The following is a 25506-nucleotide window of genomic DNA, read 5'->3' on the forward strand; positions in this document are numbered from 1 at the left end:
AATGCCCACAAATCACGTTTGTGGGACTAGCCTTGGGTTGTGCCGCTGTCTCCCCGAGTACCCGAACTCAGTGCCCTCGACGTCCTGTTGTCCGTCGAGCGGCTCGGAAGCATGGGTGCGGCGGGGCGCGAGCACGGGCTCAGCCAGCAGGCCGTCAGCGCCCGGGTGCGGTCGGCCGAGCGCCAGTTCGGCATCAAGGTGTTCAGCCGCGGCGCCAGCGGGGTGCGGCCCACGTCGGAGGGTGCGCTCATCCTCGAATGGGCGAGTCACATCCTCGCCACGGCGGAGGAGCTGGCGTCGGGAGTCGCGGCGCTGCGAGGGGAACGGCAGGCCGGCCTGACGGTCGCGGCCAGCATGACGATCGCCGAGTATCTGGTTCCCGGGTGGACCGTCGCGATGCGGCGCAAGTACCCGAATGTGGTCACGAACGTCCGGCTGCTGAACTCGTCGGAGGTGACCGCCCGGGTGCTGTCGGGCGAGGCCGATCTCGGGTTCGTCGAGGGCCCGGACATTCCGGCGGGACTGCAGGTGCGGGAGATCGGCCGCGACCACCTGGTGGTCGTGGTGCCGCCGGGGCACGAATGGGTGCGCCGGTCGCCGATTCCGGTGTCCGAACTCGCGGCGACGCCGATGATCCAGCGGGAATCCGGGTCCGGAACACGCACCACCCTCGAGAATGCGGTCCCGCAGTGCGTCCCGCCGCTGCTGGAGCTGACGTCGTGCACGGCGGTGAAGGCGGCCGTCGTGGCGGGCAACGCTCCGGCGGTGCTGTCCTCGCTGGCGGTCGCCGCCGACCTGACGGACGGCCGGCTCGCCTCCGTTCAGGTGGAGGGGCTGACGCTGCCGCGGCGGTTGTCGGCCGTCTGGGACCCGGTGCGCGGGGTGCAGGGTGCGGCCCGCGACTTCCTCGACATCGCCCTCGGTGCGGGCGCCGCCGCGGGCGTCGGGGCCATGGCTGCCGGAGCTACAGCGCAGCCCCGCTGAATCCGTGCTGGCGCCACGCCTCGTACGTCACGAGGGCCGCGGCGTTGGACAGGTTCAGCGACCGACGGCCGGGCAGCATCGGGATGCGGAGCCGCTCCGTCACATGCGGATCGGCCAGCACCTCCGCCGACAGTCCGGTGGGCTCCGGACCGAACAGTAGGACGTCGCCTGGCCGGTAGGCGATGTCGGCGTACGACACGGTGGCGTGCGCGGTGAACGCGAACACCCGCGCCGGTTCCACCGCGGCCCAGGCCGCCTCCAGGTTCTCGTGCACGGTCACCGACGCCAGGTCGTGGTAGTCGAGCCCGGCCCGTTTGAGTTTCGGCTCGGACAGGTCGAACCCGAGTGGTCCCACGAGGTGCAGTTCGCAACCGGTGCCCGCCACCATGCGGATGGCGTTGCCGGTGTTGGGTGGGATTCGGGGTTCGTGGAACATCACTCGGAACACCCGCACAGCTTAGGGCCACACCGGGAGGCGGCATGATGGACGCATGGATCCGGTCGAAGAGGTGGTGGGTGAGGACTACGGCGACGCACGACTCCCCGCGCAGAACTGGCAGCGGCGGCACTACACGAAATGCAACTTCCGTGACGCCGACCTGAGCGAACTCCGCACCGAGTCGGTGATCTTCACCGAATGCGATTTCACGGGCGCCGACCTCGCCGAGTCGCACCACGTGGGGACGGCGTTCCGCTCGTGCGCGTTCACCAGAACGACGCTGTGGCACAGCGAGTTCCGCAATTGCAGCTTCCTCGGTTCGGAGTTCGACAACTGCCGGCTGCGCCCGATGGTCTTCGACGAGTGCGACTTCACGCTCGTGTCGCTGGGCGGTGCCGACCTGCGCGGACTCGATTTCACGGACTGCCGGTTCCGGGAAGCCAACCTCGTCCGCACGGACCTCCGCCGGGCCGTGCTCCGCTCGGCGGACCTGTTCGGGGCCCGCACGGGCGGCGCGAAATTCGACGGCGCGGACCTGCGCGGGGCGCACGTCGACGCGAACCTGTGGACGGCGGCCTCACTGGACAAGGCGCAGATCGAACTCACCCAGGCCATCGCGTACGCGACGGCCAACGGGCTCGTGGTGGAACCGACCTGACACTGGTTCGGCGAACCTGCCTGACACTGGTTCGGCGAACCTGAGAGAATGGGGCACGTGACTGCAACGATCCTCGATGGCAAGGCGACCCGCGACGAGATTTTCGAAGACCTGAAGGTGCGGGTGAGCGCCCTGAAGGACAAGGGCATCACGCCCGGTCTCGGCACCGTTCTGGTGGGGGACGACCCGGGGTCGGCCGCTTACGTGCGCGGCAAGCACAACGACTGCGCGAAGGTCGGGATCACCTCGATCCGCCGCGACCTGCCCGCGGACATCACGCAGGAGAAGCTCGACGCCACCATCGACGAGCTCAACGCCAACCCCGACTGCACCGGGTACATCGTGCAGCTCCCGGTGCCGAAGCAGCTCGACGAGAACGCCGCGCTCGAGCGCATCGACCCCGACAAGGACGCCGACGGCCTGCACCCGGTCAACCTCGGCCGCCTGGTGCTGGGCAAGGAAGCGCCGCTGCCGTGCACGCCGCGCGGAATCCTGCACCTGCTGCGCCGCTACGAGGTCCCGATCGAGGGGGCGCACGTCGTCGTCGTCGGTCGCGGTGTCACCGTGGGCCGCCCGATCGGCCTGCTGTTCACCCGGCGCAGCGAGAACGCCACCGTCACCCTCTGCCACACCCGCACGCGGGACCTCGGAGCGGAGGTCCGGCGCGCCGACATTGTCATCGCGGCGGCGGGTGTTCCCGGGCTGGTGACGGCCGACATGGTCAAGCCCGGCGCCGCGGTACTCGACGTGGGCGTGAGCCGCACCGAGGACGGGCTGCGCGGCGACGTGGCGGCGGACGTCGCCGAGGTCGCCGGTTTCCTGTCCCCGAACCCCGGCGGGGTCGGACCGCTGACCCGCGCGTTCCTGCTGACCAACGTCGTGGAGCGGGCTGAGCGTGTCGCAGCGTCTCTCGGCTGAGATGGCCGACTGGGGGCAGTTCGCGAAGAAGAACCTGCCGATGCTGGCAGTCCTCGTCGTCATCGTCGTGGCCGTGGTGTTCGTGCTCGCGGACCGGTGGCGGCGGGGAGCGTTCGTGTTCGGTATCGCCACCCTGCTCGCGGCAGCGTTCCGGTTGACGATGCCGTCGGAGCGCGTCGGACTGCTCGCGGTGCGCAGCAAGGCCTTCGACGTGGGCGCACTCGTGGCCGTCGGCGGCGCGATTGTCTGGCTGGCCGTGTCGATCGACCCGCTCGGAACCGACTGACGGTCCGAGCGGGCGTCGCCCGGCGCGGGATCAGCGCCCGGCGCGTGCCAGTTGCATCGTTTCGGACAGCAGTTTCGCGACGGCGGCAGCCTCGGTGAGGAACCCGTCGTGGCCGTCCCGCGAGTTGAGTACCCGCAGGCCGTCGCAGGTGGGGATGTCCTCGGCCAGATCCTCCTGCAGGCGGATCGGGTACAGGCGGTCGGAGTCGACGCCGCCCACGATGACGGGTGCGGTGATCGCCCCCAGCGCCGCCGAGATACCCCCGCGGCCGCGGCCCACGTCGTGCCGGTTCATGGCCTCGGACAGCAGCACGTACGTGCCCGGGTCGAACCTGCCGACCAGCTTGTCGGCCTGGTGCTGGAGGTAGCTCTCGACGGAGTACCGCCCGCCGCGCCAGGGGTCCTCGCCGTCCTGCGGCGAGTTCGCGAACCGAGAGTCGAGTTCGCTCTCGGTGCGGTACGTGAGGTGCGCGATCCTGCGGGCGATGCGCAGTCCGGTCCGGGGGGTCCGGCCGGTGCCGTGGTAGTCGCCGCCCAGCCAGTCGGGGTCGCTGGTGATGGCCTCGATCTGCGTGGTCTGCGTGCCGATCTGATCCGCGGTCGCACGGGCGCCGACCGCGAGAACGAGCGCCGACGCAACCTGGTCCGGGTACGTCACGGCCCACTCGAGCGCGCGCATGCCGCCCATCGAACCACCGACCACGGACGCCAGCTTGTCGATCCCCAGAAGGTCGGTGAACTTCTTCTCGGCCGCGATCTGGTCGCGGATGGTGATCTCCGGGAAGCGGCTGCCCCACGGGCGCCCGTCCTCCGCGACCGAACCGGGACCGGTGGTGCCGCGGCAGCCACCGAGGACGTTGGTCGCGACGACGCACCACTCGTCGGTGTCGATCGGCGCACCCGGACCGACCATTCCGCTCCACCATCCGGGGGAGGGGTGCTCGTCGGTGACGGGGCCGGTGACGTGGGAGTCGCCGGTGAGGGCGTGCTCGACGAGCACCACGTTGTCACGGTTCGGGGACAGTTCGCCCCACCGCTGCACGGCGAGAGTCACGGACGGGATCACCGCGCCGTTCTCGAGTTCGAGCGATCCGATGTCGACGGTGCCGAGACGTCCGTCGGCCACGGGGAGGTTCTGCACTGCGCTCACGGTCAAGATGCCGCCGCCGTAATTCCGGACTCGATATCGGCGATGATGTCGTCGATCCCTTCGATGCCGACCGCCAGGCGGACCAGTCCGGGGGTGACGCCGCTGGCGGCCTGCTCCTCCGGGGTCAGCTGGGAGTGTGTGGTGGACGCCGGGTGGATCACCAGCGAGCGGACGTCACCGATGTTCGCGACGTGGCTGTGGAGGGTGAGTGCGTTGACGAACTTCTTGCCCGCGTCGATGCCGCCGGCGAGTTCGAACGTCACGATGGCACCCGCACCCCTCGGCGCGATCTGCTTCGCCCGGTCGTACCACGGTGACGACGGGAGCCCGGCGTATCCGACGGACACGATCTCCGGCCGTGCCTCCAGGTACTGGGCGACGGCGGTCGCATTGGACACGTGCCGTTCCATCCGCAGGCTCAGCGTCTCGAGGCCCTGCGCGATGAGGAACGCGTTGAACGGGGAGATCGCGGAACCGAGGTCGCGGAGCAACTGCACGCGGGCTTTGAGGGCGAACGCGGGCGGTCCGAGTTCGGAGTAGACGACGCCGTGGTAACTCGGGTCCGGGGTGGTGAAGCTGCTGTGCCGGCCCTGGGTCCAGTCGAACGTGCCGCCGTCGACGATGACGCCCGCGATGGCCGTGCCGTGACCGCCGAGGTACTTGGTGGCCGAGTGCACCACGATGTCCGCGCCGTGCTCGAGCGGGCGGATCAGGTAGGGGGTGGCCACGGTGTTGTCGACGATCAGCGGGAGTCCGTGCTGGTGTGCGACGCCGGAGATGCCGGGCAGGTCGAGCACGTCGTTGCGGGGATTGGAGATGGTCTCGCCGTAGAACGCCCTCGTGTTGTCCCGGATCGCGTTCTTCCACTGCTCGAGGTCGTCGGGGTCTTCGACGAACGAGACCTCGATGCCGAGCTTGGGCAGCGTGTAGTGGAAGAGGTTGTAGGTGCCGCCGTACAGGCGCGGGCTGGAGACGATGTGGTCGCCCGCCTCGGCGAGGTTCAGGATCGCGAACGTCTCGGCGGCCTGCCCGGACGACAGCATGAGGGCGGCGACGCCGCCTTCGAGGGCGGCGATGCGCTGCTCGACGGCGTCCTGGGTGGGGTTCATGATGCGGGTGTAGATGTTGCCGGGCTCGGCCAGACCGAACAGCGCGGCAGCGTGATCGGTGCTGTCGAACGTGTACGAGGTGGTCTGGTAGATCGGCAGCGCCCGCGCCTTGGTGGTCGCGTCGGACGTCTGCCCGGCGTGGATCTGCTTGGTCTCGAACGACCAGTTCTCGGTCATGTGCTGTCTACTCCAGTGGTCTGACGAGGCGCGGACGAGGAACTGGTTCGTTCGCGCACAGGGCTGTCTGGGGTCTATCTACGACAACAACAACGCATCATGAACCTCCGATGTCGGACCCGCGCTTGTCACCCGACTGTTGTATGAATCAGGGAACCAGGTCATCACCCGGGGCACCCCACCGCGGCGGAGGGTTGCCGGCCAGCTAGCCGGGGCTCGTTGCTGGCACTCATGACCTCTGTTGAATCTTAGCGGCTGCGGCGAAGCGACCGGAAACGGCACCGATCAGGCCCGCTGGCAGCGAAAAGTTACCAGCTGGTAGGGAGGGGGATTTCGCACCCACATCTTGCGCGCCCCGGGCATAGCAGTACGCTTGTCTTGTTTAAGTGCGGTCTCTCCAGCGGCCGCATCGACCGTCTACGTTTGACAAGCGAACCGTTCGCGGACCCACTCACGAAGTGCGCCCGCAACCGTGTAACCAGGGAATCTTCCTAGGAGGACGCGAAGCACCCATGTCCAAAATCAAGGTTGAGGGCACCGTCGTCGAACTCGACGGCGACGAGATGACACGCATCATCTGGCAGTTCATCAAAGACAAGCTGATCCATCCCTACTTGGATGTGAACCTGGAGTACTACGACCTCGGTATCGAGTACCGGGACGAGACCGACGACCAGGTCACCGTCGACGCGGCCAACGCCATCAAGAAGCACGGCGTCGGCGTCAAGTGCGCGACGATCACCCCGGACGAGGCACGCGTCGAGGAGTTCGGCCTCAAGAAGATGTGGCGGTCGCCCAACGGCACCATCCGCAACATCCTCGGTGGCACGATCTTCCGCGCGCCGATCATCATCTCCAACGTCCCGCGACTGGTTCCGGGCTGGACGAAGCCGATCATCATCGGCCGTCACGCCTTCGGCGACCAGTACCGCGCCACCGACTTCAAGGTCCCCGGCCCCGGCAAGGTGATGATCACCTACACGCCCGAGGACGGCAGCGAGCCGATCGAGCACGAACTGGTGAACTTCCCCGACGGCGGCGGCGTCGTCCAGGGTCAGTACAACTTCACCAAGTCCATCGAGGACTTCGCGCGCGCCTCGCTCAACTACGGCCTGCAGCAGAATTACCCGGTGTACCTGTCGACCAAGAACACCATCCTCAAGGCGTACGACGGCGCGTTCAAGGACATCTTCCAGCACGTCTACGAGACCGAGTTCAAGCCGGAATTCGACGCGGCAGGACTCACCTACGAGCACCGCCTCATCGACGACATGGTCGCGTCGGCGCTCAAGTGGGAGGGCGGCTACGTCTGGGCCTGCAAGAACTACGACGGCGACGTCCAGTCCGACACCGTCGCGCAGGGCTTCGGATCGCTCGGCCTCATGACCTCCGTGCTGCTGACCCCGGACGGAAAGACGTGTGAGGCCGAGGCCGCACACGGCACCGTGACGCGTCACTTCCGTCAGCACCAGCAGGGCAAGCCGACGTCCACCAACCCCATCGCGTCGATCTTCGCGTGGACCCGTGGACTCGAGCACCGCGGCAAGCTGGACAGCACCCCCGACGTCATCGGCTTCGCGCAGAAGCTCGAAGACGTGGTCATCAAGACCGTCGAGGGTGGCCAGATGACCAAGGACCTCGCGATGCTGGTCGGCGGCGACCAGGGCTACCTGACCACCGAGGAATTCCTCGGTGCACTGGACATCAACCTCCAGAAGGCCATCGCCGAGCAGTAGGCACCGACGCCGCAGCAGTACGAAACGGGACGCCCCTCGCCGGGGTCGTCCCGTTTCGCGTCTCCGGGGCCGGGTGAGTCATCTCACGGCCGCTCGCGGCGCGAAACGCGGAATCCGGGGAAGAGAATTCCGGTGTGGGTCGTTGCGCTACGAGGCGCCGTGCGCCGCGTAGTCGTATTGCTGCCTAGTCGAAAGTCCTGCTGTGAGCACTTCCACCCCGGTCCGCCCCGAGCACCTCGGTGTCATCGCGCAACATCCGTCCGTCCGCAAGCTCGCCATGATCGCGCTCGCGCTCGGCGGCTTCGGGATCGGCACCACCGAGTTCGTGGCGATGGGACTGCTTCCCGAGATGGCGTCGAGCCTCGGGATCACCGAGCCGACGGCCGGGCACGTCATCTCGGCGTACGCCCTGGGCGTGGTCGTGGGCGCGCCGCTCATCGCCGCGCTCACCGCGCGGGTGCCCCGCAAGACGCTGCTGATCGCGTTGATGGCGGCGTTCACGATCGGCAACGCCGCCACCGTGTTCGCACCGAACTACGGGGTGCTGATGGCCGCGCGGTTCGTCGCGGGCCTCCCGCACGGCGCCTACTTCGGCGTCGCGGCCCTGGTGGCGGCGCACCTCGCCGAGCGCGGCCAGCGCGCCAGGGCGGTCGCGCTCGTCATGATGGGACTGTCGGTGGCCAACGTCGTCGGTGTTCCCGCCGCCTCGTGGCTGGGCCAGGCCTTCGGCTGGCGCAGCGCCTTCGCCCTCGTCGCACTGATCGGTGTCGTGACGCTGGGCGCGATCTGGTCCTGGGTTCCCGCGCTCGCCGCGATGCGGATGACGAATCCGCTCACCGAACTCGGTGCCCTGCGCCGTGCGCAGGTGTGGATGACGCTGATCATCGGCATGGTCGGGTTCGGTGGCATGTTCGCCGTCTACACCTACATCAGCACGACCCTCACCGACGTCGCCGGGCTGTCGCGGTCGCTGGTGCCGCTGGCCCTGATGATCTACGGGCTGGGCATGGTCGCGGGCAATCTGATCGGCGGCGCGCTCGCCGACAGGGCGCTGATTCCCGGTCTGTTCGCCGCGATGACGGCGCTCGGGGTGGTGCTCGGCATCTTCGTGATGGCCTCGCACAACCCGTACACGGCGCTGCTGCTGGTGTTCTTCGTCGGCGCCGCGGGCGCGTCGATGGTTCCCGGCCTGCAGACCCGGCTGATGGACGTCGCCGCCGACGCCCAGACCCTCGCCGCGTCGCTCAACCACGCGGCCCTCAACATCGCGAACGCGTTCGGGGCGTGGATCGGTGGCGTCGTCATCGCCGCCGGCTACGGCTACACGGCACCCGCCGCGGTGGGTGCGCTGCTCGCCGTCGCGGGCCTCGTGGTCCTCACCGTGGCCGTCGCGATGGAACGCCGCAGCGCCCGTTCGTCTCGGTAGCCGCGCTGTCGTACGCGTCCGCTACGGTGCTTGCCGTGCCACACATCATCACCACCGTCAATGTCAACGGAGTCCGCGCGGCCGCCCGCAAGGGGCTCACCGAGTGGATGGAGCGCACGGAGGCCGACGTCGTCTGCCTGCAGGAGACGCGGGCGTCGGACGAGCAGCTCGCGGAGACCCTCGCGCCCGCCCTGGAGGGCGGATGGAACCTGGCGTCCGCGGAACCGTCGTCGAAGGGGCGCAACGGCGTCGCGATCCTGTCCCGGAAGCCGGCCGACGCCGTCCGCGTCGGCCACGGTGACGAGGAGTTCGCGGCCGCGGGCCGCTACATCGAGGCGGACTTCGACGACCTCACGGTGGCGAGTCTGTACCTGCCTTCGGGGGAGGCCCAGACACCCCGGCAGGAGGAGAAGGAGCGGTTCATGGACTCCTTCGCCCGGTACCTCACCGCCACCGCCGAGGCCGCCGTCGCGGCAGGCAGGCACGTCGTGGTCTGCGGCGACTGGAACATCGCCCACACCGAACTCGACCTGAAGAACTGGAAGACGAACAAGAAGAACTCCGGGTTCCTGCCCCACGAGCGGGAATGGATGTCCGCGCTGTTCGCCGAGGACGCGCACTGGTCCGACGTCGTGCGCCTGCTCGAACCGGACGTCGCCGGACCGTACTCGTGGTGGTCGTACCGCGGGAAGGCGTTCGACAACGACTCCGGCTGGCGCATCGACTACCAGATCGCCACCCGCGAACTGGCGGAGCGCGCCAAGCAGGCCGTCGTCGAGCGCGCCGAAACCTACGACCAGCGGTGGTCCGATCACGCGCCGGTCACCGTCCAGTACCGGTGACGGGCGGTATCTGATTCGTGTCGTCACGGCACACGTGAAAAGATCAATACTCATGTCGACCCCTGCAGCTCAGAAACCCACCGCGAAACCGCGGGTGCTCTCCGGCATCCAGCCCACCGCCGACTCGTTCCACCTCGGCAATTTCCTGGGTGCTCTGCAGCAGTGGGTGCCTCTGCAGGACGACTTCGACGCGTTCTACTTCATCCCCGACCTGCACGCGATCACGGTGGCGCAGGACCCGAAGGAACTCCGCCGCCGCACGAAGATCGCGGCGGCACAGTTGCTGGCGCTGGGCATCGACCCCGACCGCGCCACGCTGTTCGTCCAGAGCCAGGTCCCCGAGCACGCGCAGCTGGCGTGGGTTCTCAACTGCATCACCGGTTTCGGTGAGGCCAGTCGCATGACGCAGTTCAAGGACAAGTCGTCGAAGCAGGGCAGTGAGAACGCCAGCGTCGGGCTGTTCACGTATCCGGTGCTGATGGCCGCCGACATCCTGCTGTACCGCCCACAGCGGGTCCCCGTCGGCGAGGACCAGCGTCAGCACCTCGAACTGGCCCGCGACCTCGCTCAGCGGTTCAACACCCGGTTCGGGAAGGCGTTCGTCATTCCCGAGGCCCAGATCATCAAGGGCACCGCCAAGATCTTCGACCTGCAGGATCCGACGTCGAAGATGAGCAAGTCCGGTCCGAGCCCGGCCGGTCTGATCAACCTGCTCGACGACCCCAAGGTGTCGGCGAAGAAGATCAAGTCCGCCGTCACCGACAACGAGCGGGAGATCCGGTACGACCCGCAGGCCAAGCCCGGTGTGAGCAACCTGCTCACCATCCAGTCGGCGTTGTCCGGCACCCCCGTGGAGACGTTGGTTGCCGGGTACGAGGGCAAGGGCTACGGCGACCTGAAAACCGATACGGCCGACGTTCTCGCCGAATTCGTGACACCGTTGAAAGCGAAAGTGGAGGGGTACCTCTCGGACGAGGCGGAACTCGATCGTGTCATCGCGGCCGGTGCCCACCGGGCCCGTGAAGTGTCGTCGCAGACGTTGGCGGCCGTGTACGAGAAGGTAGGGTTCCTGACACCGAAGGGATAGCACTGTGGCTGACGAACCGAGTTTTCTCGACAAGCAGCGGGCAGCGCGCCCCTGGTTCGACCATCTGATGCGGGCCGCTCAGCGGTACCAGAATCAGAAGGGTGACTACTACGCGGCGGGTATCACGTATTTCAGTGTGCTCGCACTGATTCCGATCCTGATGGTCGCGTTCGCCATCGCCGGTTTCGTGCTCGCCGGGCAGCCGGAGTTGCTGCAGGAACTGCAGGACGGCATCACGAAGAACGTGCCCGGAAGTCTCGGTGACACGCTCAACACCATCATCGATTCGGCCATCGCGTCCCGCGCCAGCGTGGGTGTCCTCGGTCTGCTCGGTGCCGCCTACGCCGGTCTGGGATGGATGGCGAACCTGCGCGACGCGCTCACGGCGATGTGGGAGAGCCAGCGCGAAACGAAGGGTTTCGTGCGCACCAAGCTCGGCGACGCGGGCGCTCTGCTCGGACTGGGCCTGGCGATGATCGTCTCGATCGGATCGTCCGCGCTGAGCAGCGGTCCGGTGGCCCGCACGGTCGTCGAGGTGCTCAACCTCGACGAGGTGACCGGCGTCGACGCCGGACTGCGCGCACTGTCGACCGTGCTCTCGCTGGTCGCGACGTGGGCGGTGTTCGCCTGGGTGATTGCCCGACTGCCCCGGGAGCCCGTGACGTTCCGCAGTGCGATCAAGGCGGCCCTGCTCGCGGCCGTGGTGTTCGAGATCTTCAAGCAGGTCGGTGCCATCTATCTCACTGCGGTCACCGCGGGTCCGGCAGGAGTGGCGTTCGGCCCGATCATCGGTCTGCTCGTGTTCATCTACCTGACCTGCCGGATGCTGCTCTTCTCGACGGCGTGGGCCGCGACCACCAGGGCCAGCATGGCGCTCGCGTTCGTGCCTCCGCCGGATCCGGCCGTCATCACGCCGCGGATCGAGGTCCACGAGGGTCCGGGTGTGCGTGGGGGACTCGCCCTGGTCGGTGTGGGGGCCCTTGCCGCGCTCGGGTTGTCCGGACTGTTCACCCGCAACAAGCGCTGATCCGGGAGCGTCAGCGCCTGCGGGACAGCCGGCGTGCGCAGAGCACCAGCACGAGGACGACGGCCGCCCCGACGATCCCCACACCCGCCCGCAGGGCCAGCGTGTTGTCGGGATGGTCGGAACCCGAGGCGACGACGGAACTCGTGGCAGCGGCCGAATCCTGTTGCGGCGGTGCGGCGAGCACCGCGGACGAGCCGTCCTCGGCCGGGTACAGGTCCTCCAGCGAACCCACCCGGGCGTCGCGGTCGAGGGCGAAACCGTAGTCCAGCAGTCGCGCTGCCTGTTCCCACGGGCGGATCGGCTGCGCCTCGGCTCCCATCAGCGTCACCATCAGGCGGCGGCCGTCGTGGTCGGCGCCGCCGACGTACGTATGGCGCGCATCGTCGGTGAATCCGGTCTTGCCGCCCAGCGCGCCCGGGTAGTTGTAGAGCAGTTGATTGTCGTTGGCGAGCGCGAACGGCGGCCGGTCCTGGTCTTCCGGGATCGCGGGATCCTTCGGGAAGCCCGGGAACTGAACGGTTTCCGTGGAGATCAGCTCCGCGAACGTCGGGTTCTTCATCGCGTTGTGGAAGATCAGCGCGAGGTCGTACGGCGAACTGCTCATGCCGGGACCGTCGAGTCCGGACGGGGTCGCGGTCCTCGTGTCGTGAGCGCCGAGGGTGTCGGCGAGACGGTTCATCTTCTCGACCGTCGCGGCGTCGCCGCCGAGTTGCCGGGCGAGGAGGTGGGCGGCGTCGTTCCCCGACGCCATGACGAGGCCCTGCATCAGCTGCCGGTTCGTGTACTGACCGTTCTTGCCGATCCCGACCGCGCTGCCCTCCACCGCGGCGTCCTCGGCGGTGGCGGTCACGGTCTTGTCGAGGTCCAGTTCGCCCAGCGCCACGAGCGCGAGCAGCATCTTGATGGTGCTGGCCGGGCGGTACCGGCCGTGCGGGTCCTTCGCCGCGAGCACGTCGCCGCTGTCGATGTCGGCCAGCACCCAGCCGGACGCCACGATGTCGGCGGGCAGCGCGGGGGCGCCGTCGGGGAGCGTCACCCCGCATTCGGCGAGCTTCGGCCCGCCCACCGGCTGGTCGGGCACGGACACGGCGGTCGGTGCCGGATCACCGGGCTGCGGCACCTCGGACAGGTCGATCGCGGGGGCCGGGGCCGACCGGTGCGGGCAGTCGTCGGTGTTCGGGATGGTGAACGGCGCCGAGATGGGGGAGGAGGGGACCGGAGGCGGGATCGCCCCGGCAGCGCTCACCGAGAGTCCGGCCAGCAGGGTTCCGGACACAACCGCGGTACACACTCGACGCCACATCATCGAAGAGGCAGCGTATGCGACGACCGGTCGACTTCCGAAAACGGACACGTGTCGACACGCTTTCGTGACGTCGTTGCGACCGTTCCGGAAGAGTGACGCCGGATCAGAGGAAACCCATGCCCCGGACGGCGTCGCGTTCGGATTCGAGTTCGGCCACCGACGCGTCGATCCGTTTCCGCGAGAACTCGTCGATCTCCAGCCCCTCCACGACCTGCCAGGCCCCGTCGACCGACCGGACCGGGAACGAGCTGACGAGCCCCTCCGGCACCCCGTAGGCGCCGGTGGAGGGCAGCGCCACGGACGTCCAATCGCCGTCCGGGGTGCCGAGCACCCAGTCGTGCACGTGGTCGATCGCGGCGTTGGCGGCGGAGGCCGCGGACGATGCGCCGCGGGCCTCGATGATCGCGCTGCCCCGGTTCGCGACGGTGGGAATGAAGTCGCCGGTGAGCCATTCGCGGTCCGCGGCGAACTCGGCGCCGGACCGGTCCCCGACCCGCGCGTGGAAGATGTCGGGGTACTGGGTGCCGGAGTGGTTGCCCCAGATCGTGACGCGGCTGATGTCCTTCACCGCGGCGCCGGAGTGCCGTGCGAGCTGGGCGATCGCGCGGTTGTGGTCGAGCCGGGTCAGCGCCGTGAACCGCTCCGCGGGTACGTCGGGGGCGTTGTTCGCGGCGACGAGCGCGTTGGTGTTGGCCGGGTTGCCCACGACCAGCACCCGGACGCCTTCCGCGGCAACCTGATTGATCGCGCGACCCTGCACGGTGAAGATCTGCCCGTTCGCGGCCAGCAGGTCGCCGCGCTCCATCCCCTTGGACCGGGGACGCGAGCCGATGAGCAGGGCCACGTCGGTGCCGTCGAAACCCCGCTTCGGGTCGTCGTGCACCTCGACGTCGCGAAGGAGAGGGAAGGCGCTGTCGTCGAGCTCCATCGCGGTGCCTTCGGCCGCGGACACGGCGGACGGAATTTCCAAGAGCCGCAGTCGAATCGGAGTGTCGGGGCCGAGCATCGCGCCCGCGGCGATCCGGAACAGCGCCGCGTAACCGATACTTCCTGCCGCTCCGGTGACCGTGACCACTGCGGGAGTGGGCGACTGCGTCATGTGTGAACCTCGCTGTTCGTCGGGAGCATCCGTTCTCGACACTAGCGCGGGGATCTCACCGTGGGACGGCTCGGACAGTGAGCTTGGACACGACGCAGGGCGCCCCCGGCCGAAGTGGCCGGGGGCGCCCTGGAACGTGCTGAGAAGACCTCGGGTCAGCGTGCGAAGAGCAGCGCGCGCTTGACTTCCTGGATCGCCTTCGTCACCTGGATGCCGCGGGGGCACGCGTCGGTGCAGTTGAACGTGGTCCGGCACCGCCAGACGCCGTCCTTGTCGTTGAGGATGTCGAGACGCTCCGACGCACCCTCGTCACGGCTGTCGAAGATGAAGCGGTGCGCGTTGACGATGGCGGCGGGACCGAAGTAGCTGCCGTCGCTCCAGTACACCGGGCACGACGTGGTGCAGCAGGCACACAGGATGCACTTGGTGGTGTCGTCGAAACGGGCCCGGTCGTGCTGCGACTGGATGCGCTCACGGGTGGGCTCGTTGCCGGTGGTGATGAGGAACGGCTTCACGGCGCGGAACGCGTCGAAGAACGGCTCCATGTCGACGACGAGGTCCTTCTCCACCGGCAGGCCCTTGATGGGCTCGACGGTGATCGTCACCGGCTTGCCGTCCTTGGGCAGCATGTCCTTCATGAGGAGCTTGCAGGCCAGACGGTTGACGCCGTTGATCCGCATCGCGTCCGAACCGCACACGCCGTGGGCGCAGCTGCGGCGGAACGTCAGCGTGCCGTCGAGGTAGCCCTTCACGTACAGAAGCAGGTTCAGCATGCGGTCCGTCGGCAGCGCCGGAACCTGGAAGCTGTCCCAGTGCTGACCCTCGCCGGATTCCGGGTTCATCCGCGCGATCTTGAGGGTGACCATGACGGCGCCCTCGGGAACGGGAGGGAGATCCGACTTGTTCTCGCTCTTGTCGACTGCAGGTGCGCTCATCAGTACTTACGCTCCATCGGCTCGTAGCGGGTCTGGACTACCGGCTTGTAGTCGAGACGGATGTCGGAGAGCAGRCCGTCGCCCWCCTTGTAKGCCATSGTGTGCTKCATGTACTCGGCGTCGTTGCGRTCCGGGWAGTCCTCGCGGGCGTGKCCGCCGCGCGATTCCTTGCGGTTAAGCGCGCCGACGACCGTGACCTCCGCCATTTCGAGGAGGAAGCCGAGCTCGACGGCCTCGAGCAGGTCGCTGTTGTAGCGCTTGCCCTTGTCCTGCACCGTGATGTGGTTGTAGCGCTCCTTCAGTGCACGCACGTCCTTGAGTGCCTGGGTGAGGCGCTCTTCCGTGCGGAACACCGAGGCGTTGTTGTCCATCGACTGCTGCAGCTCGGTGCGGATGTCCGCGACCCGCTCGTGACCGTGGTCCGACAGGATGGTGGCCATCCACTCGTCGACCATCTTCTCGGGCGTCTCCGGCAGGGCGACGAACTCGCTGTTGTTGGCGTGCTCGGCGGCGGCGATGCCGGCGCGGCGTCCGAAGACGTTGATGTCGAGCAGCGAGTTGGTGCCGAGACGGTTCGCGCCGTGGACGGACACGCAGGCGCACTCGCCCGCGGCGTACAGGCCCTGGACGATCTCGTCGTTGTTGCGGAGGACCTCACCGTTGATCCTGGTGGGGATGCCGCCCATGACGTAGTGGCAGGTGGGGTACACCGGCACGGGTTCCTTGACCGGATCCACACCGAGATACGTGCGGGAGAACTCCATGATGTCGGGGAGCTTCTCGTCGAGGACTTCCTCGGGGATGTGGGTCACGTCGATGTAGACGTAATCCTTGTTCGGTCCCGCGCCGCGTCCCTCGAGGACCTCGAGAACCATCGACCGCGCGACGATGTCACGGGGTGCGAGGTCCTTGATGGTGGGGGCGTAGCGCTCCATGAACCGCTCGCCGTCGGCGTTGCGGAGGATGCCGCCCTCACCGCGCACGGCCTCGGAGATGAGGATGCCGAGCCCGGCCAGGCCTGTCGGATGGAACTGGTGGAACTCCATGTCCTCCAGCGGGAGGCCCTTGCGGAAGATGATGCCCATGCCGTCACCGGTGAGGGTGTGCGCGTTGGACGTCGTCTTGTACATGCGTCCCGAGCCGCCGGTGGCGAACACGATGGACTTCGCGTGGAAGACGTGGATCTCGCCGGTGGCCAGCTCGTAGGCGATGACGCCGGTGGCGACCGGGCCGTTCTCCGTCTCGGTGATCGCGATGTCGAGGGCGTAGAACTCGTTGAAGAACTCGACGTCGTGCTTGACGCAGTTCTGGTAGAGCGTCTGCAGGATCATGTGACCGGTGCGGTCCGCGGCATAACATGCGCGGCGCACGGGGGCCTTACCGTGATCGCGGGTGTGACCACCGAAACGACGCTGGTCGATCTTGCCCTCGGGCGTGCGGTTGAACGGCAGACCCATCTTCTCGAGGTCGAGCACCGCGTCGATGGCCTCCTTGGCCATGATCTCGACGGCGTCCTGGTCGGCGAGGTAGTCGCCGCCCTTGACCGTGTCGAAGGTGTGCCACTCCCAGTTGTCTTCCTCCACGTTCGCCAGCGCGGCGCACATGCCGCCCTGGGCCGCGCCGGTGTGGCTGCGGGTGGGGTAGAGCTTGGTCAGTACCGCGGTGCGGGCGCGGGGACCGGCCTCGATCGCTGCGCGCATGCCGGCGCCGCCGGCACCGACGATGACCACGTCATAACGGTGTTCCTGCATGAAGTCTGTGCTCCCCTAGCTCGCCGAGATATTGGGGTCGAAGGTGAAGATGACGTACGTGCCGAGGCCCATGATCAGGATCATCGAGAGAACGAGGATCGTGGTCAGCCAGAAGCGCGTGGAGTCCTTGCGGGAGTAGTCCGCGATGACCGTGCGGAGTCCGTTTCCGCCGTGCAGCTGGGCAAGCCACAGCATGGTGAGGTCCCAGAACTGCCAGAACGGGCTGGACCAGCGGCCTGCGACGAACGCGAAGTTGATGCGGTGCACACCGTCGTCGAGCATCAGCATGATGAAGAGGTGGCCGAGCACGAGGAAGATCAGTGCGAGACCGGAGAACCGCATGAACAGCCAGGCGTACAGCTCGAAGTTGTTCTTCGAGGTCCGGCGCGGAGAGCGCGGGTTGTCCAGGCTGGCGGGACGGTCGTAGGTCTTGCCGAGACTCTTGGCTTCTGTCGTCATGTCAGTGCCCCGCAAACATGTTGTAGAAGATGCGGCCTGCGCCCGGGATCATCACCAGGAACCAGATCGCGAGGATTACCCAGAGCATCAGGCGCTGGTACTGCGGTCCCTTGGACCAGAAGTCCACCAGCATCACCCGGACACCGTTCAGTGCGTGGTACAGCACCGCGGCGACGAGAGCGAGCTCCATGAGCCCGACGATCGGGTTCTTGTAGGTCTCGATGACACTGTCGTACGTGTCGGGATTCACCCGCACGAGCGCGGTGTCCAGCACGTGCACGAATAGGAAGAAGAACGTCATTACGCCTGTGATCCGGTGCAAAACCCAGGACCACATTCCGGGGTCGCCCCGGTAAAGCGACCGTGTGCGCTCCTTGGCCGGAGCGGCTTCRGTCGTAGTACTCATCGAGTGCTGTGCCTCCAACGTCATTGGTGGACGTGTCGAGTCTGCGCAGCGTTGCGGACATACCACAACTGGGGACCCGACGTGATCCTGAACCGACTTCTCTGAACTCTAAACCCAACAGAAACGCGGGAACTAATTCGAGTCGGGGTTCGTACCGCCCCTGCAAATGAACTTAGGTTTGCCTCTCCAATACGGACCGGGCCGTCCCGGGCGATTCTCTGCATCCATTCAGCCCACGTGATTGGATGGGTAACCATGGTCGAGATCGATTGGAAACTGTTGCGCGCCAACGCGCATGAGGTGATGGGTAGGGCCTACGCGCCCTACTCCGGGTTCGCGGTGGGATCGGCGGCGCTGGTGGACGATGGACGAATCGTCGTCGGATGCAATGTGGAAAATGTCTCATACGGTTTGGGGCTCTGCGCCGAATGCGTACTGGTCGGTAACTTGTTTGCGAGCGGCGGCGGGCGATTAATCGCCTTCACCTGCTGTGACGCGAGTGGCGACATACTCATGCCGTGCGGACGCTGCCGGCAGATTCTCTTCGAGCACGGCGGCCCCGGACTGCTCGTCGACCACCGGGCCGGCGTGCGCCCATTGGAACAGCTGCTGCCGGACGCTTTCGGTCCGGAGGAGAAGGGGAGAATCACCCATGCATGACGCGTCGTCGATCATCGCCGCCAAACGCGACGGCCGAGAACTGTCCGGTGCAGAGATCGACTGGGTGGTGGAGGCATTCACCCGAGGTGTCGTGGCCGACGAGCAGATGTCGGCTCTGGCGATGGCGATCTTCTTCCGCGGGATGACGCGCGAGGAGGTGAGTCGCTGGACCACGGCGATGATCTCGTCCGGTCACCGCCTCGACTTCACTMACCTCGGCCGCCCCACCGTGGACAAGCACTCGACGGGTGGTGTGGGCGACAAGATCACGCTCCCGCTCGCACCACTGGTCGCCGCGTGCGGCGCCGCGGTGCCGCAGCTGTCGGGGCGGGGGCTGGGCCACACCGGCGGAACCCTCGACAAGCTCGAGTCGATCCCGGGCTGGCGCGCCGACCTCGACACGTCGGAGATGGCCGAGATCCTGTCCGACCCCGAGGTCGGCGCCGTCGTGTGCGCGGCAAGCTCGGACCTGGCGCCGGCGGACCGGCGGTTGTACGCACTGCGGGACGTCACCGGGACGGTCGAGTCGATTCCCCTGATCGCCAGCTCGATCATGAGCAAGAAGATCGCCGAGGGCACCGGCGCGCTGGTCCTCGACGTGAAGGTCGGTTCGGGCGCGTTCATGAAGAAGCTCGACGACGCACGCGAGCTGGCCCAGACGATGGTCGACCTCGGGAACGACGCCGGGGTGCGGACGATGGCATTGCTCACGGCGATGGACGCGCCCCTCGGTCACACCGCGGGCAATGCGCTGGAGGTGCGGGAATCGCTGGAGGTGCTCGCCGGGGGCGGCCCGTCCGACGTCGTGGAGCTGACCCTCGAGCTCGCCCGAGAAATGTTGAAGGCAGCCGGAATCGACGGCGTCGACCCGGCCGACAAGCTGCGGGACGGCTCCGCCATGGACCGCTGGCGGAGAATGATCGCCGCCCAGGGCGGCGACCCCTACGCCCCGCTGCCGACGGCCCGGCACACCGAGGTGCTGCTCTCCGAGTCCGACGGTGTGGTGTGCGGTCTCGACGCCATGGCCGTCGGGCTCGCCGCGTGGCGGCTCGGTGCGGGCCGCGCACGGCAGGGCGAGCCGGTGCAGGCCGGGGCCGGCATCGAACTGCACGCGAAGCCGGGGGAGACGGTGTCGGTCGGCACCCCGCTCGTCACGCTGCACACCGACACGCCCGAACGGTTCGCCGCGGCGAAAGCCGCACTTTCCGAAGCCTGGACCGTCGTGGCTGACGCGCCGCCGGTGACGACACCGCTCGTCATCGAGCGGATAGAGGATCCCTCACGCTAACGTCGTCCCATGACCGCACTGGATCTGTCGGCCCTGCGCCGAGCGCCGAAGGTGTTGCTGCACGACCATCTCGACGGAGGTCTCCGGCCCGAGACGGTTCTCGAACTCGCCCGCGACTGCGGCTACGACGCGCTGCCCGCCGACACCGCGCCCGCGCTCGCGAAGTGGTTCCGGGAGGCCGCGGACAGCGGTTCCCTCGAGCGGTACCTCGAGACGTTCGCCCACACCGTCGCCGTCATGCAGACACCTGCAGGGCTCGAACGCGTCGCCCGTGAATGCGCCGAGGACCTCGCCGCCGACGGCGTGGTCTACGCCGAGGTCCGGTTCGCCCCGGAGCAGCACCTCGAAGAGGGGCTGACCCTCGACGAGGTGGTGGAACAGGTCCTGCTCGGATTCGAGGCGGGGGAGTCCGCGGCGGAGGTGCGCGGCCAGAACATCCGGATCGGCGTCCTGCTCACCGCGATGCGGCACGCGGCGCGGTCCCGGGAGATCGCGGAACTGGCGATCCGGTTCCGGGACCGAGGCGTCGTCGGATTCGACATCGCAGGCGCCGAGGCCGGGAATCCGCCCAGTCGCCACCTCGACGCCTTCGAGTACATGCGGGGCAGCAATGCGCACTTCACCATTCACGCGGGTGAGGCGTTCGGCCTGCCGTCCATTCACGAGGCCATTGCGTTCTGCGGCACGGACCGCCTCGGCCACGGGGTCCGGATCACCGACGACATCACGATCGGCACCGACGGCGTCCCGGTGCTCGGCAAGCTCGCGAACTATGTGCGGGACAAGAGGATTCCCCTGGAGTTGTGTCCCAGCTCCAATGTCCAGACCGGGGCCGTGGACGCGCTAGAGAACCATCCGTTCGACCTGCTCGCCCGGCTGCGGTTCCGCGTGACGGTCAACACCGACAACCGGCTGATGAGCGACACCAGCATGAGCCAGGAGATGCTCCGCCTGGTCGAGACGTTCGGCTACGGCTGGACGGATCTCGAGCGCTACACCATCAACGCGATGAAGTCGGCGTTCATCCCGTTCGATCAGCGGCTGCAGCTGATCGACGAGGTGATCAAGCCGGGATTCGCCGTGCTGGTCGGCTGAGCGTCCCGTCGGCGGGCGCTCAGACCTTCCGCAGGCGGGCCTCGAACTCCCGCTCGAGCGTCCGCCACGCCTCGGCCTCCGCGTCGAAGGGCGCGCTCGGCGCCATCCGCGTCGGGTCCGGGTTGAGGACGAACGAGACGTACCAGCCCAGCGGGTCGGACGACACGAGCGCGGTTTCCACCGAGTCGTCGTCGGCGAAATCGGCTGCATCGGTGAACAATTCGACGGCGAGGTCCAGCTGGTCCGCGTCGACGGACTCCGGGCCTGCGGCCAGGTCGTCGGCGAGACCGGGCAGGACGTACACGTTCTCGTCGGTGACCTCGACCTCGAGCGACCCGTCGACCGCCGCCACCTGGATCTCCTCGTACGTGCTGACCTGAGCGAGGGCGTGCTCGTGGTTGTCGGCGAGGTACCGGGCCAGTGCCCGCTCGGACGTGAATACGAAGATCGCGCCGTCACGCCCGAGGAAGATCGCGTCGTCGTCGAGGTAGCACCGGAGCGTGAAGTACGTCTCCCCGGACGTGATGATCTTGACGGGGTCGACACCCACCGCACCCCAGAACGAGTCGTCTTCCTCCTCGTCGTCCTCGGTGTTCAGGTCGAGTGCGACGAACTCCTCGTCTTCCTCGGCCTCCTCGGCGACGTCGTCCACGTCGACGGTGTTCTCGTCGGCGGCCACCAGTTCGGCCTCGGCCACGGCTACCGCCTCGGCGTCCACCTCGGGGGTGGCGACGATGTTGTCGACGGCGTCGAGGACGTCATCCCAGCCCTTCGCGATCGCAGTCCCGATCTGCGCCCACAGCTCCTCGCCCTCGCGTCCCTCGAAAGCGCTGGCGCCTGCCGGGAGCGCACCGAGAATGGGATTCGCGCTGAAGAACTTGGTGACCGCGTCCAGTTCGCAGACCTCACCGATGTTGCGCACCATGTTGAGCGTGTCTTCGAGTTCGCTCACGACGACGGCGTCGGGGTCACTCGCCGCCAGTTCGGGCACACCGATCAGATCGAAGCAGAAGTTCTCGTCGGGCTCGAGTTCGGCGGCGGAGAGCCCGGACACCACGCCCCACGCGGGGTGCTCGACGAGGTCATTGTCGGTATTGGTGCGGATGAAGGCAGCGAGTTCTGCCACTGATTCGAACCCGTAGAGGTCTTCCTCGTGACCAAGGAATGCTTCCCACTCGTCGTCGCCTTCACGCCACCGTGGTGCCCACAGTGTCACGAGGTCGCCGTCGGTGAGACCGAGTTCGATCGGGACGATGTCTCCAGCCATGGCGCGAAGCCTATCGACCCCGCGGCCAAAGTTATACCCGGGCTGTGTGCGGACCGTTTCCGACGCCCGTCGCCGCCGTGCCGCAGCGGCCGCGACGCGGTCGGCGACGCTCCCCGGAACCTTCGACCCGGCACGCCACGGTCCGCGACTTCGCCGGACAGTGAGGGTCACACCCTCCCGAACCCGTCCTGCAGCGCCGCCATGACCCGGGTCCGCTGTTCGGTGGCGAGCCGGGCCGCCTCCTGGGTGGTACTCGTGATCATGGCCGCGAGGGTGCGGGCGTCGAGGCTCGAGATGGAGTCGTCCATCCACAGACCGGTCAACGTGCCGTTCCCGTCGACCTCGGCCGTCACCTGATCGGACTCGCTCGACGCCCGCGCCGCGATCGACTGCAGCCCGGCGAGGGCCTCCTCGAGCAGGTTCACCTGTTCGGTGGCCCGGCCGACGATCGCATCCATGTCGTGTTCGCTCACAGTGGTCGCATCCAGCTCGTCGGGGTGGGTTCTTCCTCGTCCTCGATCGCCTGCGCGGCGGCGACGTCGGCGCGTGTGGGCAGCCCGAGCTTGTCGAGGATCTCGGCGGGCATGCCGTCACGGGCGAGTTCGTCGCGGCGGCGCGCGCCGGCCTCCATCGCCGAGCGCCTGCAGAGCGTCAGGATCTCGTCCGCGAGCCGCTGGCCGCCGTAGCGGAGTTCGCGCGGATCGATGCGGAGTTCGAGCGGCAAACCCTGCTCGGTGGTCCGGACCGAGACGGTGCCGGAGCGATTGCTGACTGCGGCCGTGATGCCGGCCGGGGGCGGGGTGGGGGGAAACATGATTCCTGTCATTCCGTGGGTCGGTAGAAGCCGTAGAAGCCCATGCCGCTGTTGCTGGTTCGGATCGGACCGACCTGCACGGGATCACCGGCCTCGACGAGCTGGCCGTTGCCGATCACCATCGCCACGTGGCCGTCCCACACGGCGAGGTCGCCGGGCATCAGGTCGCCCGGGTCGACGGCGGTGCCGACGTTCTGCTCCTGCGCCAGGCGCGGAAGACCCACGCCCGCTTCGCCGTACGCCCACTGCGTCAGCCCGCTGCAGTCGAGGCCCTCGCCGGGCGACGTCCCGCCCCAGACGTACGGGACACCCTGCTGCGACAGCGCGTTGCGGACGGCGTCGGCCGCCTCCTTGCCTTGTTGGGGGCGACGGCGGTGCTGCCGTCGGGCAGGACCACCTCGACGCCCTCGCCGCCGTGGGCGGGATCCGAGGTGGACGGCGCCTGACCGGCTCCTCCCGATCTGCCCGTGAGGGAATCCGCCCGCCGCGCATCCGCCCGACGAGTGCGTGGCCGGGGCGGAGATGCTCGTCAGGCCCGACATCGGCGACGAACCCGAGGAACTCACGAACCCGGACGCCGCACGGCCGACCACGTCGGAGCCGCGGGTGCGACGGGGGCCGCGGAGGCGGGCGCCGTGCTCGCTGCGGTCGTGCTCGCGGGTGCGGTGGCGGCGGGCGCGGACGGGATGTCTTCGGCCGGTGTGAGGGTGACCATCTTCCCGGTCTGCTCGGCGAGTTCGGCCCGCACCTTCGCGACGACCGCGGTGGCCCGGCCGAGGTGGTCGAGTGCCGCCGCGACGATCATCGCCTGACCGGGCGGGGTGACGAGGGCGGGTCCGGCCGCGACCGCGAGGGAGATGAACGACTGCAGGATCTCCTGCAACTGCAGCATTCCTGCCCGGACGATCTCGGAGGCCTCGGCGACGACGGCAGCCATGTCGTTGCCGCGATCGGAGACCGCGACCGTCGCACGCTGCGCCTCCTCGGTCTTCACGATCGCACCGGTGCCGCCCTTGCCCTGCCAGTCGCCGTAGATCGAGCTGATGCCTGTGCGCCCGGTGTCGTGCACCGCGTCGATGGCGATCGAGGACGCGCGCAGGGCGTCGGCGGGTCCGCCTGCGGGAAGGACTCCGCTGCCGAACGCGCCGAGCAGATCGAGGATCGGGCGGGTGAGGAGGTCGATGGGGATCACGGTCAGGCCTCCAGCCCGACCGCGTCCGCGGCGAGCGCGGCCGTGGTGGCCGCCTCGGTGCCCTCGTACGCGGCGGCATTCGCGAGCGCGGTCGCGCTGATTCCGCCGAGCACGCCGGACAGCTTCTCGATGGAGGCCAGGTGCGCGGCGTGCGCTGTCGCGAAGGCGGCGACGAAATCGCCGGCCGATCACCCCGAAGACCGGACCGAGCAGCAGCGGTCCCGCGGCGGCGGCCCCGAGACCCGCGGCCTGCATCTCCACGGACATGGTCGCGGCTATGGCGGCGAACTCGGCAATACTCGCGGTATCCGCCCTCAAGTCGTTCATCGTCATCCCCCCAGTCGGATTTGATCCGTGAGTCTTTCGGCGCAAACCCGGTCCTTCAGGTCCGGGATAGCCGATCTGGTTTTGTCGGACTGTGTGGCTAGTGTCTGGGTTATGGCGGGGAGGGTGGTGAAGCGGGCGTTCAAGTACCGTTTCTATCCGACTGCGGTGCAGGCCGAACAGCTTGCTCAGACGTTCGGGTGCACCCGGTATGTCTACAACCGGGCGTTGGCCGAGCGGACGCGTGCCTGGTCGCAGGAGCAGCGACGGGTCACCTACGCGGACAGCTCGAAGATGCTCACCGGATGGAAGCGGGACCCCGAGACCGCGTGGTTGGCGGAGCCGTCGAAGGGGCCGCTGCAGGAATCGCTGCGGCAGTTGCAGGGCGCGTTCGAGAAGTTCTGGCGCAAGCAGACCCGCTACCCGCAATTCAAGAGGAAGGGGCGGTCGAAGGATTCGGCGACCTACTACTCGAACTGCTTCACCTACCGCGGCGGGCAGATCCGGTTGGCCAAGCAGTCCGAACCCCTGGACATTCGGTGGTCGAGGCCCTTACCGGAGGGGGCGGTGCCGTCGCAGGTGACGGTGTCGCGCAATGCCCGCGGTCAGTACCACATCTCGATCCTCGTCGAGGACACCATCAGCGAACTCGAGCCGACCGATCGGGTGGTCGGGCTCGATGCCGGGATCACCAGCCTCTACACACTCTCGACGGGGGAGAAGATCACCAACCCGCGCCACGAGCGCAGGGATCGTGAGCGGCTGGCGAAGGCGCAGCGGGTGCTGGCCAAGAAGGAGAAGGGGTCCCGGAACCGGGTCAAGGCTCGACTGAAGGTCGCGAAGATTCATGGTCGGATCGCTGATCGGCGCCGCGACTATCTGCACAAACTTTCCACTCGACTGGTGCGCGAAAATCAAGTGATCGCCATCGAGGATCTGAGTGTGCGGAATATGGTCAAGAATCGGTCGTTGTCTCGGACGATCTCGGATGCGGGGTGGTCCGAGTTCCGGTCGATGCTCGAGTACAAGGCCGACTGGTACGGGCGCCGGGTGGTGGCGATCGACCGGTTCT

25 protein-coding genes, 1 pseudogene and 1 riboswitch are annotated in these 25506 nt (G+C 67.9%); of the genes and pseudogenes, 13 read left to right on the plus strand and 13 right to left on the minus strand.

Annotated elements, in window-relative coordinates; all coding sequences use genetic code 11:
- The first annotated feature begins 39 nt into the window (after positions 1-39).
- Positions 40-984, plus strand: coding sequence for a LysR family transcriptional regulator (locus AC1DWT_RS21045; protein WP_072948974.1), 945 nt, complete (start codon positions 40-42; stop codon positions 982-984).
- Here the strand turns inward: AC1DWT_RS21045 and AC1DWT_RS21050 are convergent.
- Positions 965-1432: a tRNA (cytidine(34)-2'-O)-methyltransferase gene (locus tag AC1DWT_RS21050; protein ID WP_095861070.1), complete on the minus strand. Its 468-nt coding sequence runs from the start codon at positions 1430-1432 to the stop codon at positions 965-967. The genes AC1DWT_RS21045 and AC1DWT_RS21050 overlap by 20 nt on opposite strands.
- 43 nt (positions 1433-1475) lie before the next feature.
- Here AC1DWT_RS21050 and AC1DWT_RS21055 point away from each other — a divergent pair, with 43 nt between their 5' ends.
- From AC1DWT_RS21055 to AC1DWT_RS21065, 3 genes are read left to right on the plus strand one after another with little or no spacing between them, the layout of a single operon-like run.
- Positions 1476-2081 (plus strand): pentapeptide repeat-containing protein, encoded by a 606-nt coding sequence (locus AC1DWT_RS21055; protein ID WP_095860883.1) that lies wholly within the window; start codon positions 1476-1478, stop codon positions 2079-2081.
- 57 nt (positions 2082-2138) lie between these two features.
- Positions 2139-2999, plus strand: coding sequence for a bifunctional methylenetetrahydrofolate dehydrogenase/methenyltetrahydrofolate cyclohydrolase (locus AC1DWT_RS21060; RefSeq protein ID WP_174705571.1), 861 nt, complete (start codon positions 2139-2141; stop codon positions 2997-2999).
- A 1-nt stretch (position 3000) separates the two neighbouring features.
- On the plus strand, positions 3001-3285 hold the full coding sequence (locus AC1DWT_RS21065; protein WP_072948979.1) for a DUF3017 domain-containing protein: 285 nt from the start codon (positions 3001-3003) through the stop codon (positions 3283-3285).
- Between the two features lie 30 nt (positions 3286-3315).
- On the opposite strand, the gene metX is transcribed toward AC1DWT_RS21065, so the two are convergent.
- Positions 3316-4440 (minus strand): homoserine O-acetyltransferase MetX, encoded by a 1125-nt coding sequence (metX, locus tag AC1DWT_RS21070; RefSeq protein ID WP_072948981.1) that lies wholly within the window; start codon positions 4438-4440, stop codon positions 3316-3318.
- The gene (locus AC1DWT_RS21075; RefSeq protein WP_072948983.1) at positions 4437-5720 is read right to left on the minus strand and encodes a bifunctional o-acetylhomoserine/o-acetylserine sulfhydrylase; all 1284 of its coding nucleotides are present in this window, start codon (positions 5718-5720) and stop codon (positions 4437-4439) included. The genes metX and AC1DWT_RS21075 overlap by 4 nt, the downstream gene beginning before the upstream one ends.
- 116 nt (positions 5721-5836) lie before the next feature.
- A riboswitch (SAM riboswitch) is annotated at positions 5837-5957 on the minus strand.
- Between the two features lie 275 nt (positions 5958-6232).
- On the opposite strand from AC1DWT_RS21075, the gene AC1DWT_RS21080 reads away from it, so the two are divergent.
- The 5 genes from AC1DWT_RS21080 to yhjD all read left to right on the plus strand — a co-directional run bounded on the left by AC1DWT_RS21080 (position 6233) and on the right by yhjD (position 11838).
- Complete coding sequence (locus AC1DWT_RS21080) at positions 6233-7456, plus strand: NADP-dependent isocitrate dehydrogenase (protein WP_072948985.1); 1224 nt, start codon at positions 6233-6235, stop codon at positions 7454-7456.
- Positions 7457-7658: 202 nt separating this feature from the next.
- Positions 7659-8882 (plus strand): MFS transporter, encoded by a 1224-nt coding sequence (locus tag AC1DWT_RS21085; protein WP_083395565.1) that lies wholly within the window; start codon positions 7659-7661, stop codon positions 8880-8882.
- A gap of 35 nt (positions 8883-8917) precedes the next feature.
- A complete protein-coding gene (locus AC1DWT_RS21090) occupies positions 8918-9724 on the plus strand; it encodes an exodeoxyribonuclease III (RefSeq protein ID WP_095861069.1) in 807 nt (268 codons plus the stop codon).
- A 52-nt stretch (positions 9725-9776) separates the two neighbouring features.
- Positions 9777-10811 carry a tryptophan--tRNA ligase gene (gene trpS / locus AC1DWT_RS21095; protein WP_095860882.1) on the plus strand — a complete coding sequence of 345 codons (1035 nt, stop codon included), beginning with the start codon at positions 9777-9779 and terminating at the stop codon, positions 10809-10811.
- 4 nt (positions 10812-10815) lie between these two features.
- Positions 10816-11838 carry an inner membrane protein YhjD gene (yhjD, locus tag AC1DWT_RS21100; protein ID WP_095860881.1) on the plus strand — a complete coding sequence of 341 codons (1023 nt, stop codon included), beginning with the start codon at positions 10816-10818 and terminating at the stop codon, positions 11836-11838.
- 10 nt (positions 11839-11848) lie between these two features.
- Here yhjD and AC1DWT_RS21105 read toward each other — a convergent pair whose 3' ends face one another.
- The 6 genes from AC1DWT_RS21105 to sdhC all read right to left on the minus strand — a co-directional run bounded on the left by AC1DWT_RS21105 (position 11849) and on the right by sdhC (position 17794).
- Positions 11849-13129: a D-alanyl-D-alanine carboxypeptidase family protein gene (locus AC1DWT_RS21105; protein WP_072948996.1), complete on the minus strand. Its 1281-nt coding sequence runs from the start codon at positions 13127-13129 to the stop codon at positions 11849-11851.
- 118 nt (positions 13130-13247) lie between these two features.
- Positions 13248-14243, minus strand: a complete 996-nt coding sequence (locus tag AC1DWT_RS21110; RefSeq protein WP_095860880.1) for a malate dehydrogenase — start codon at positions 14241-14243, stop codon at positions 13248-13250.
- Positions 14244-14398: 155 nt separating this feature from the next.
- Complete coding sequence (locus tag AC1DWT_RS21115; protein ID WP_005256985.1) at positions 14399-15178, minus strand: succinate dehydrogenase iron-sulfur subunit; 780 nt, start codon at positions 15176-15178, stop codon at positions 14399-14401.
- Positions 15178-16929, minus strand: coding sequence for a succinate dehydrogenase flavoprotein subunit (sdhA, locus tag AC1DWT_RS21120; protein ID WP_477922014.1), 1752 nt, complete (start codon positions 16927-16929; stop codon positions 15178-15180). Before sdhA ends, AC1DWT_RS21115 begins: the two co-directional genes overlap by 1 nt.
- A gap of 15 nt (positions 16930-16944) precedes the next feature.
- Positions 16945-17388, minus strand: coding sequence for a succinate dehydrogenase hydrophobic membrane anchor subunit (locus AC1DWT_RS21125; protein WP_005239887.1), 444 nt, complete (start codon positions 17386-17388; stop codon positions 16945-16947).
- A 1-nt stretch (position 17389) separates the two neighbouring features.
- Positions 17390-17794: a succinate dehydrogenase, cytochrome b556 subunit gene (sdhC, locus tag AC1DWT_RS21130; RefSeq protein ID WP_005239889.1), complete on the minus strand. Its 405-nt coding sequence runs from the start codon at positions 17792-17794 to the stop codon at positions 17390-17392.
- Positions 17795-18049: 255 nt separating this feature from the next.
- Between sdhC and AC1DWT_RS21135 the strand changes: the two genes are divergently transcribed.
- From AC1DWT_RS21135 to AC1DWT_RS21145, 3 genes are read left to right on the plus strand one after another with little or no spacing between them, the layout of a single operon-like run.
- Entirely contained in the window at positions 18050-18454 is a 405-nt protein-coding gene (locus tag AC1DWT_RS21135) for a cytidine deaminase (protein ID WP_095860878.1), read from the plus strand.
- Entirely contained in the window at positions 18447-19742 is a 1296-nt protein-coding gene (locus tag AC1DWT_RS21140; protein WP_477922017.1) for a thymidine phosphorylase, read from the plus strand. The genes AC1DWT_RS21135 and AC1DWT_RS21140 overlap by 8 nt, the downstream gene beginning before the upstream one ends.
- Before the next feature lie 9 nt (positions 19743-19751).
- The gene (locus AC1DWT_RS21145) at positions 19752-20837 is read left to right on the plus strand and encodes an adenosine deaminase (protein ID WP_095860877.1); all 1086 of its coding nucleotides are present in this window, start codon (positions 19752-19754) and stop codon (positions 20835-20837) included.
- 19 nt (positions 20838-20856) lie between these two features.
- Here the strand turns inward: AC1DWT_RS21145 and AC1DWT_RS21150 are convergent, their stop codons facing one another.
- The 4 genes and pseudogenes from AC1DWT_RS21150 to AC1DWT_RS21165 all read right to left on the minus strand — a co-directional run bounded on the left by AC1DWT_RS21150 (position 20857) and on the right by AC1DWT_RS21165 (position 24110).
- The gene (locus AC1DWT_RS21150; RefSeq protein WP_095860876.1) at positions 20857-22104 is read right to left on the minus strand and encodes a primosomal protein; all 1248 of its coding nucleotides are present in this window, start codon (positions 22102-22104) and stop codon (positions 20857-20859) included.
- A 167-nt stretch (positions 22105-22271) separates the two neighbouring features.
- Positions 22272-22577 carry a YbaB/EbfC family nucleoid-associated protein gene (locus tag AC1DWT_RS21155; protein WP_095860875.1) on the minus strand — a complete coding sequence of 102 codons (306 nt, stop codon included), beginning with the start codon at positions 22575-22577 and terminating at the stop codon, positions 22272-22274.
- Positions 22574-22918: a hypothetical protein gene (locus AC1DWT_RS21160; protein ID WP_095861068.1), complete on the minus strand. Its 345-nt coding sequence runs from the start codon at positions 22916-22918 to the stop codon at positions 22574-22576. The genes AC1DWT_RS21155 and AC1DWT_RS21160 overlap by 4 nt, the downstream gene beginning before the upstream one ends.
- An 8-nt stretch (positions 22919-22926) precedes the next feature.
- Positions 22927-24110: pseudogene (locus AC1DWT_RS21165) on the minus strand (C40 family peptidase).
- 438 nt (positions 24111-24548) lie between these two features.
- Here AC1DWT_RS21165 and AC1DWT_RS21170 point away from each other — a divergent pair.
- Positions 24549-25506 (plus strand): RNA-guided endonuclease TnpB family protein (locus tag AC1DWT_RS21170; RefSeq protein ID WP_477922020.1); only part of this gene is annotated, 958 nt, incomplete at its 3' end.

The organism is Rhodococcus sp. P4_B6 (genome assembly GCF_056402215.1).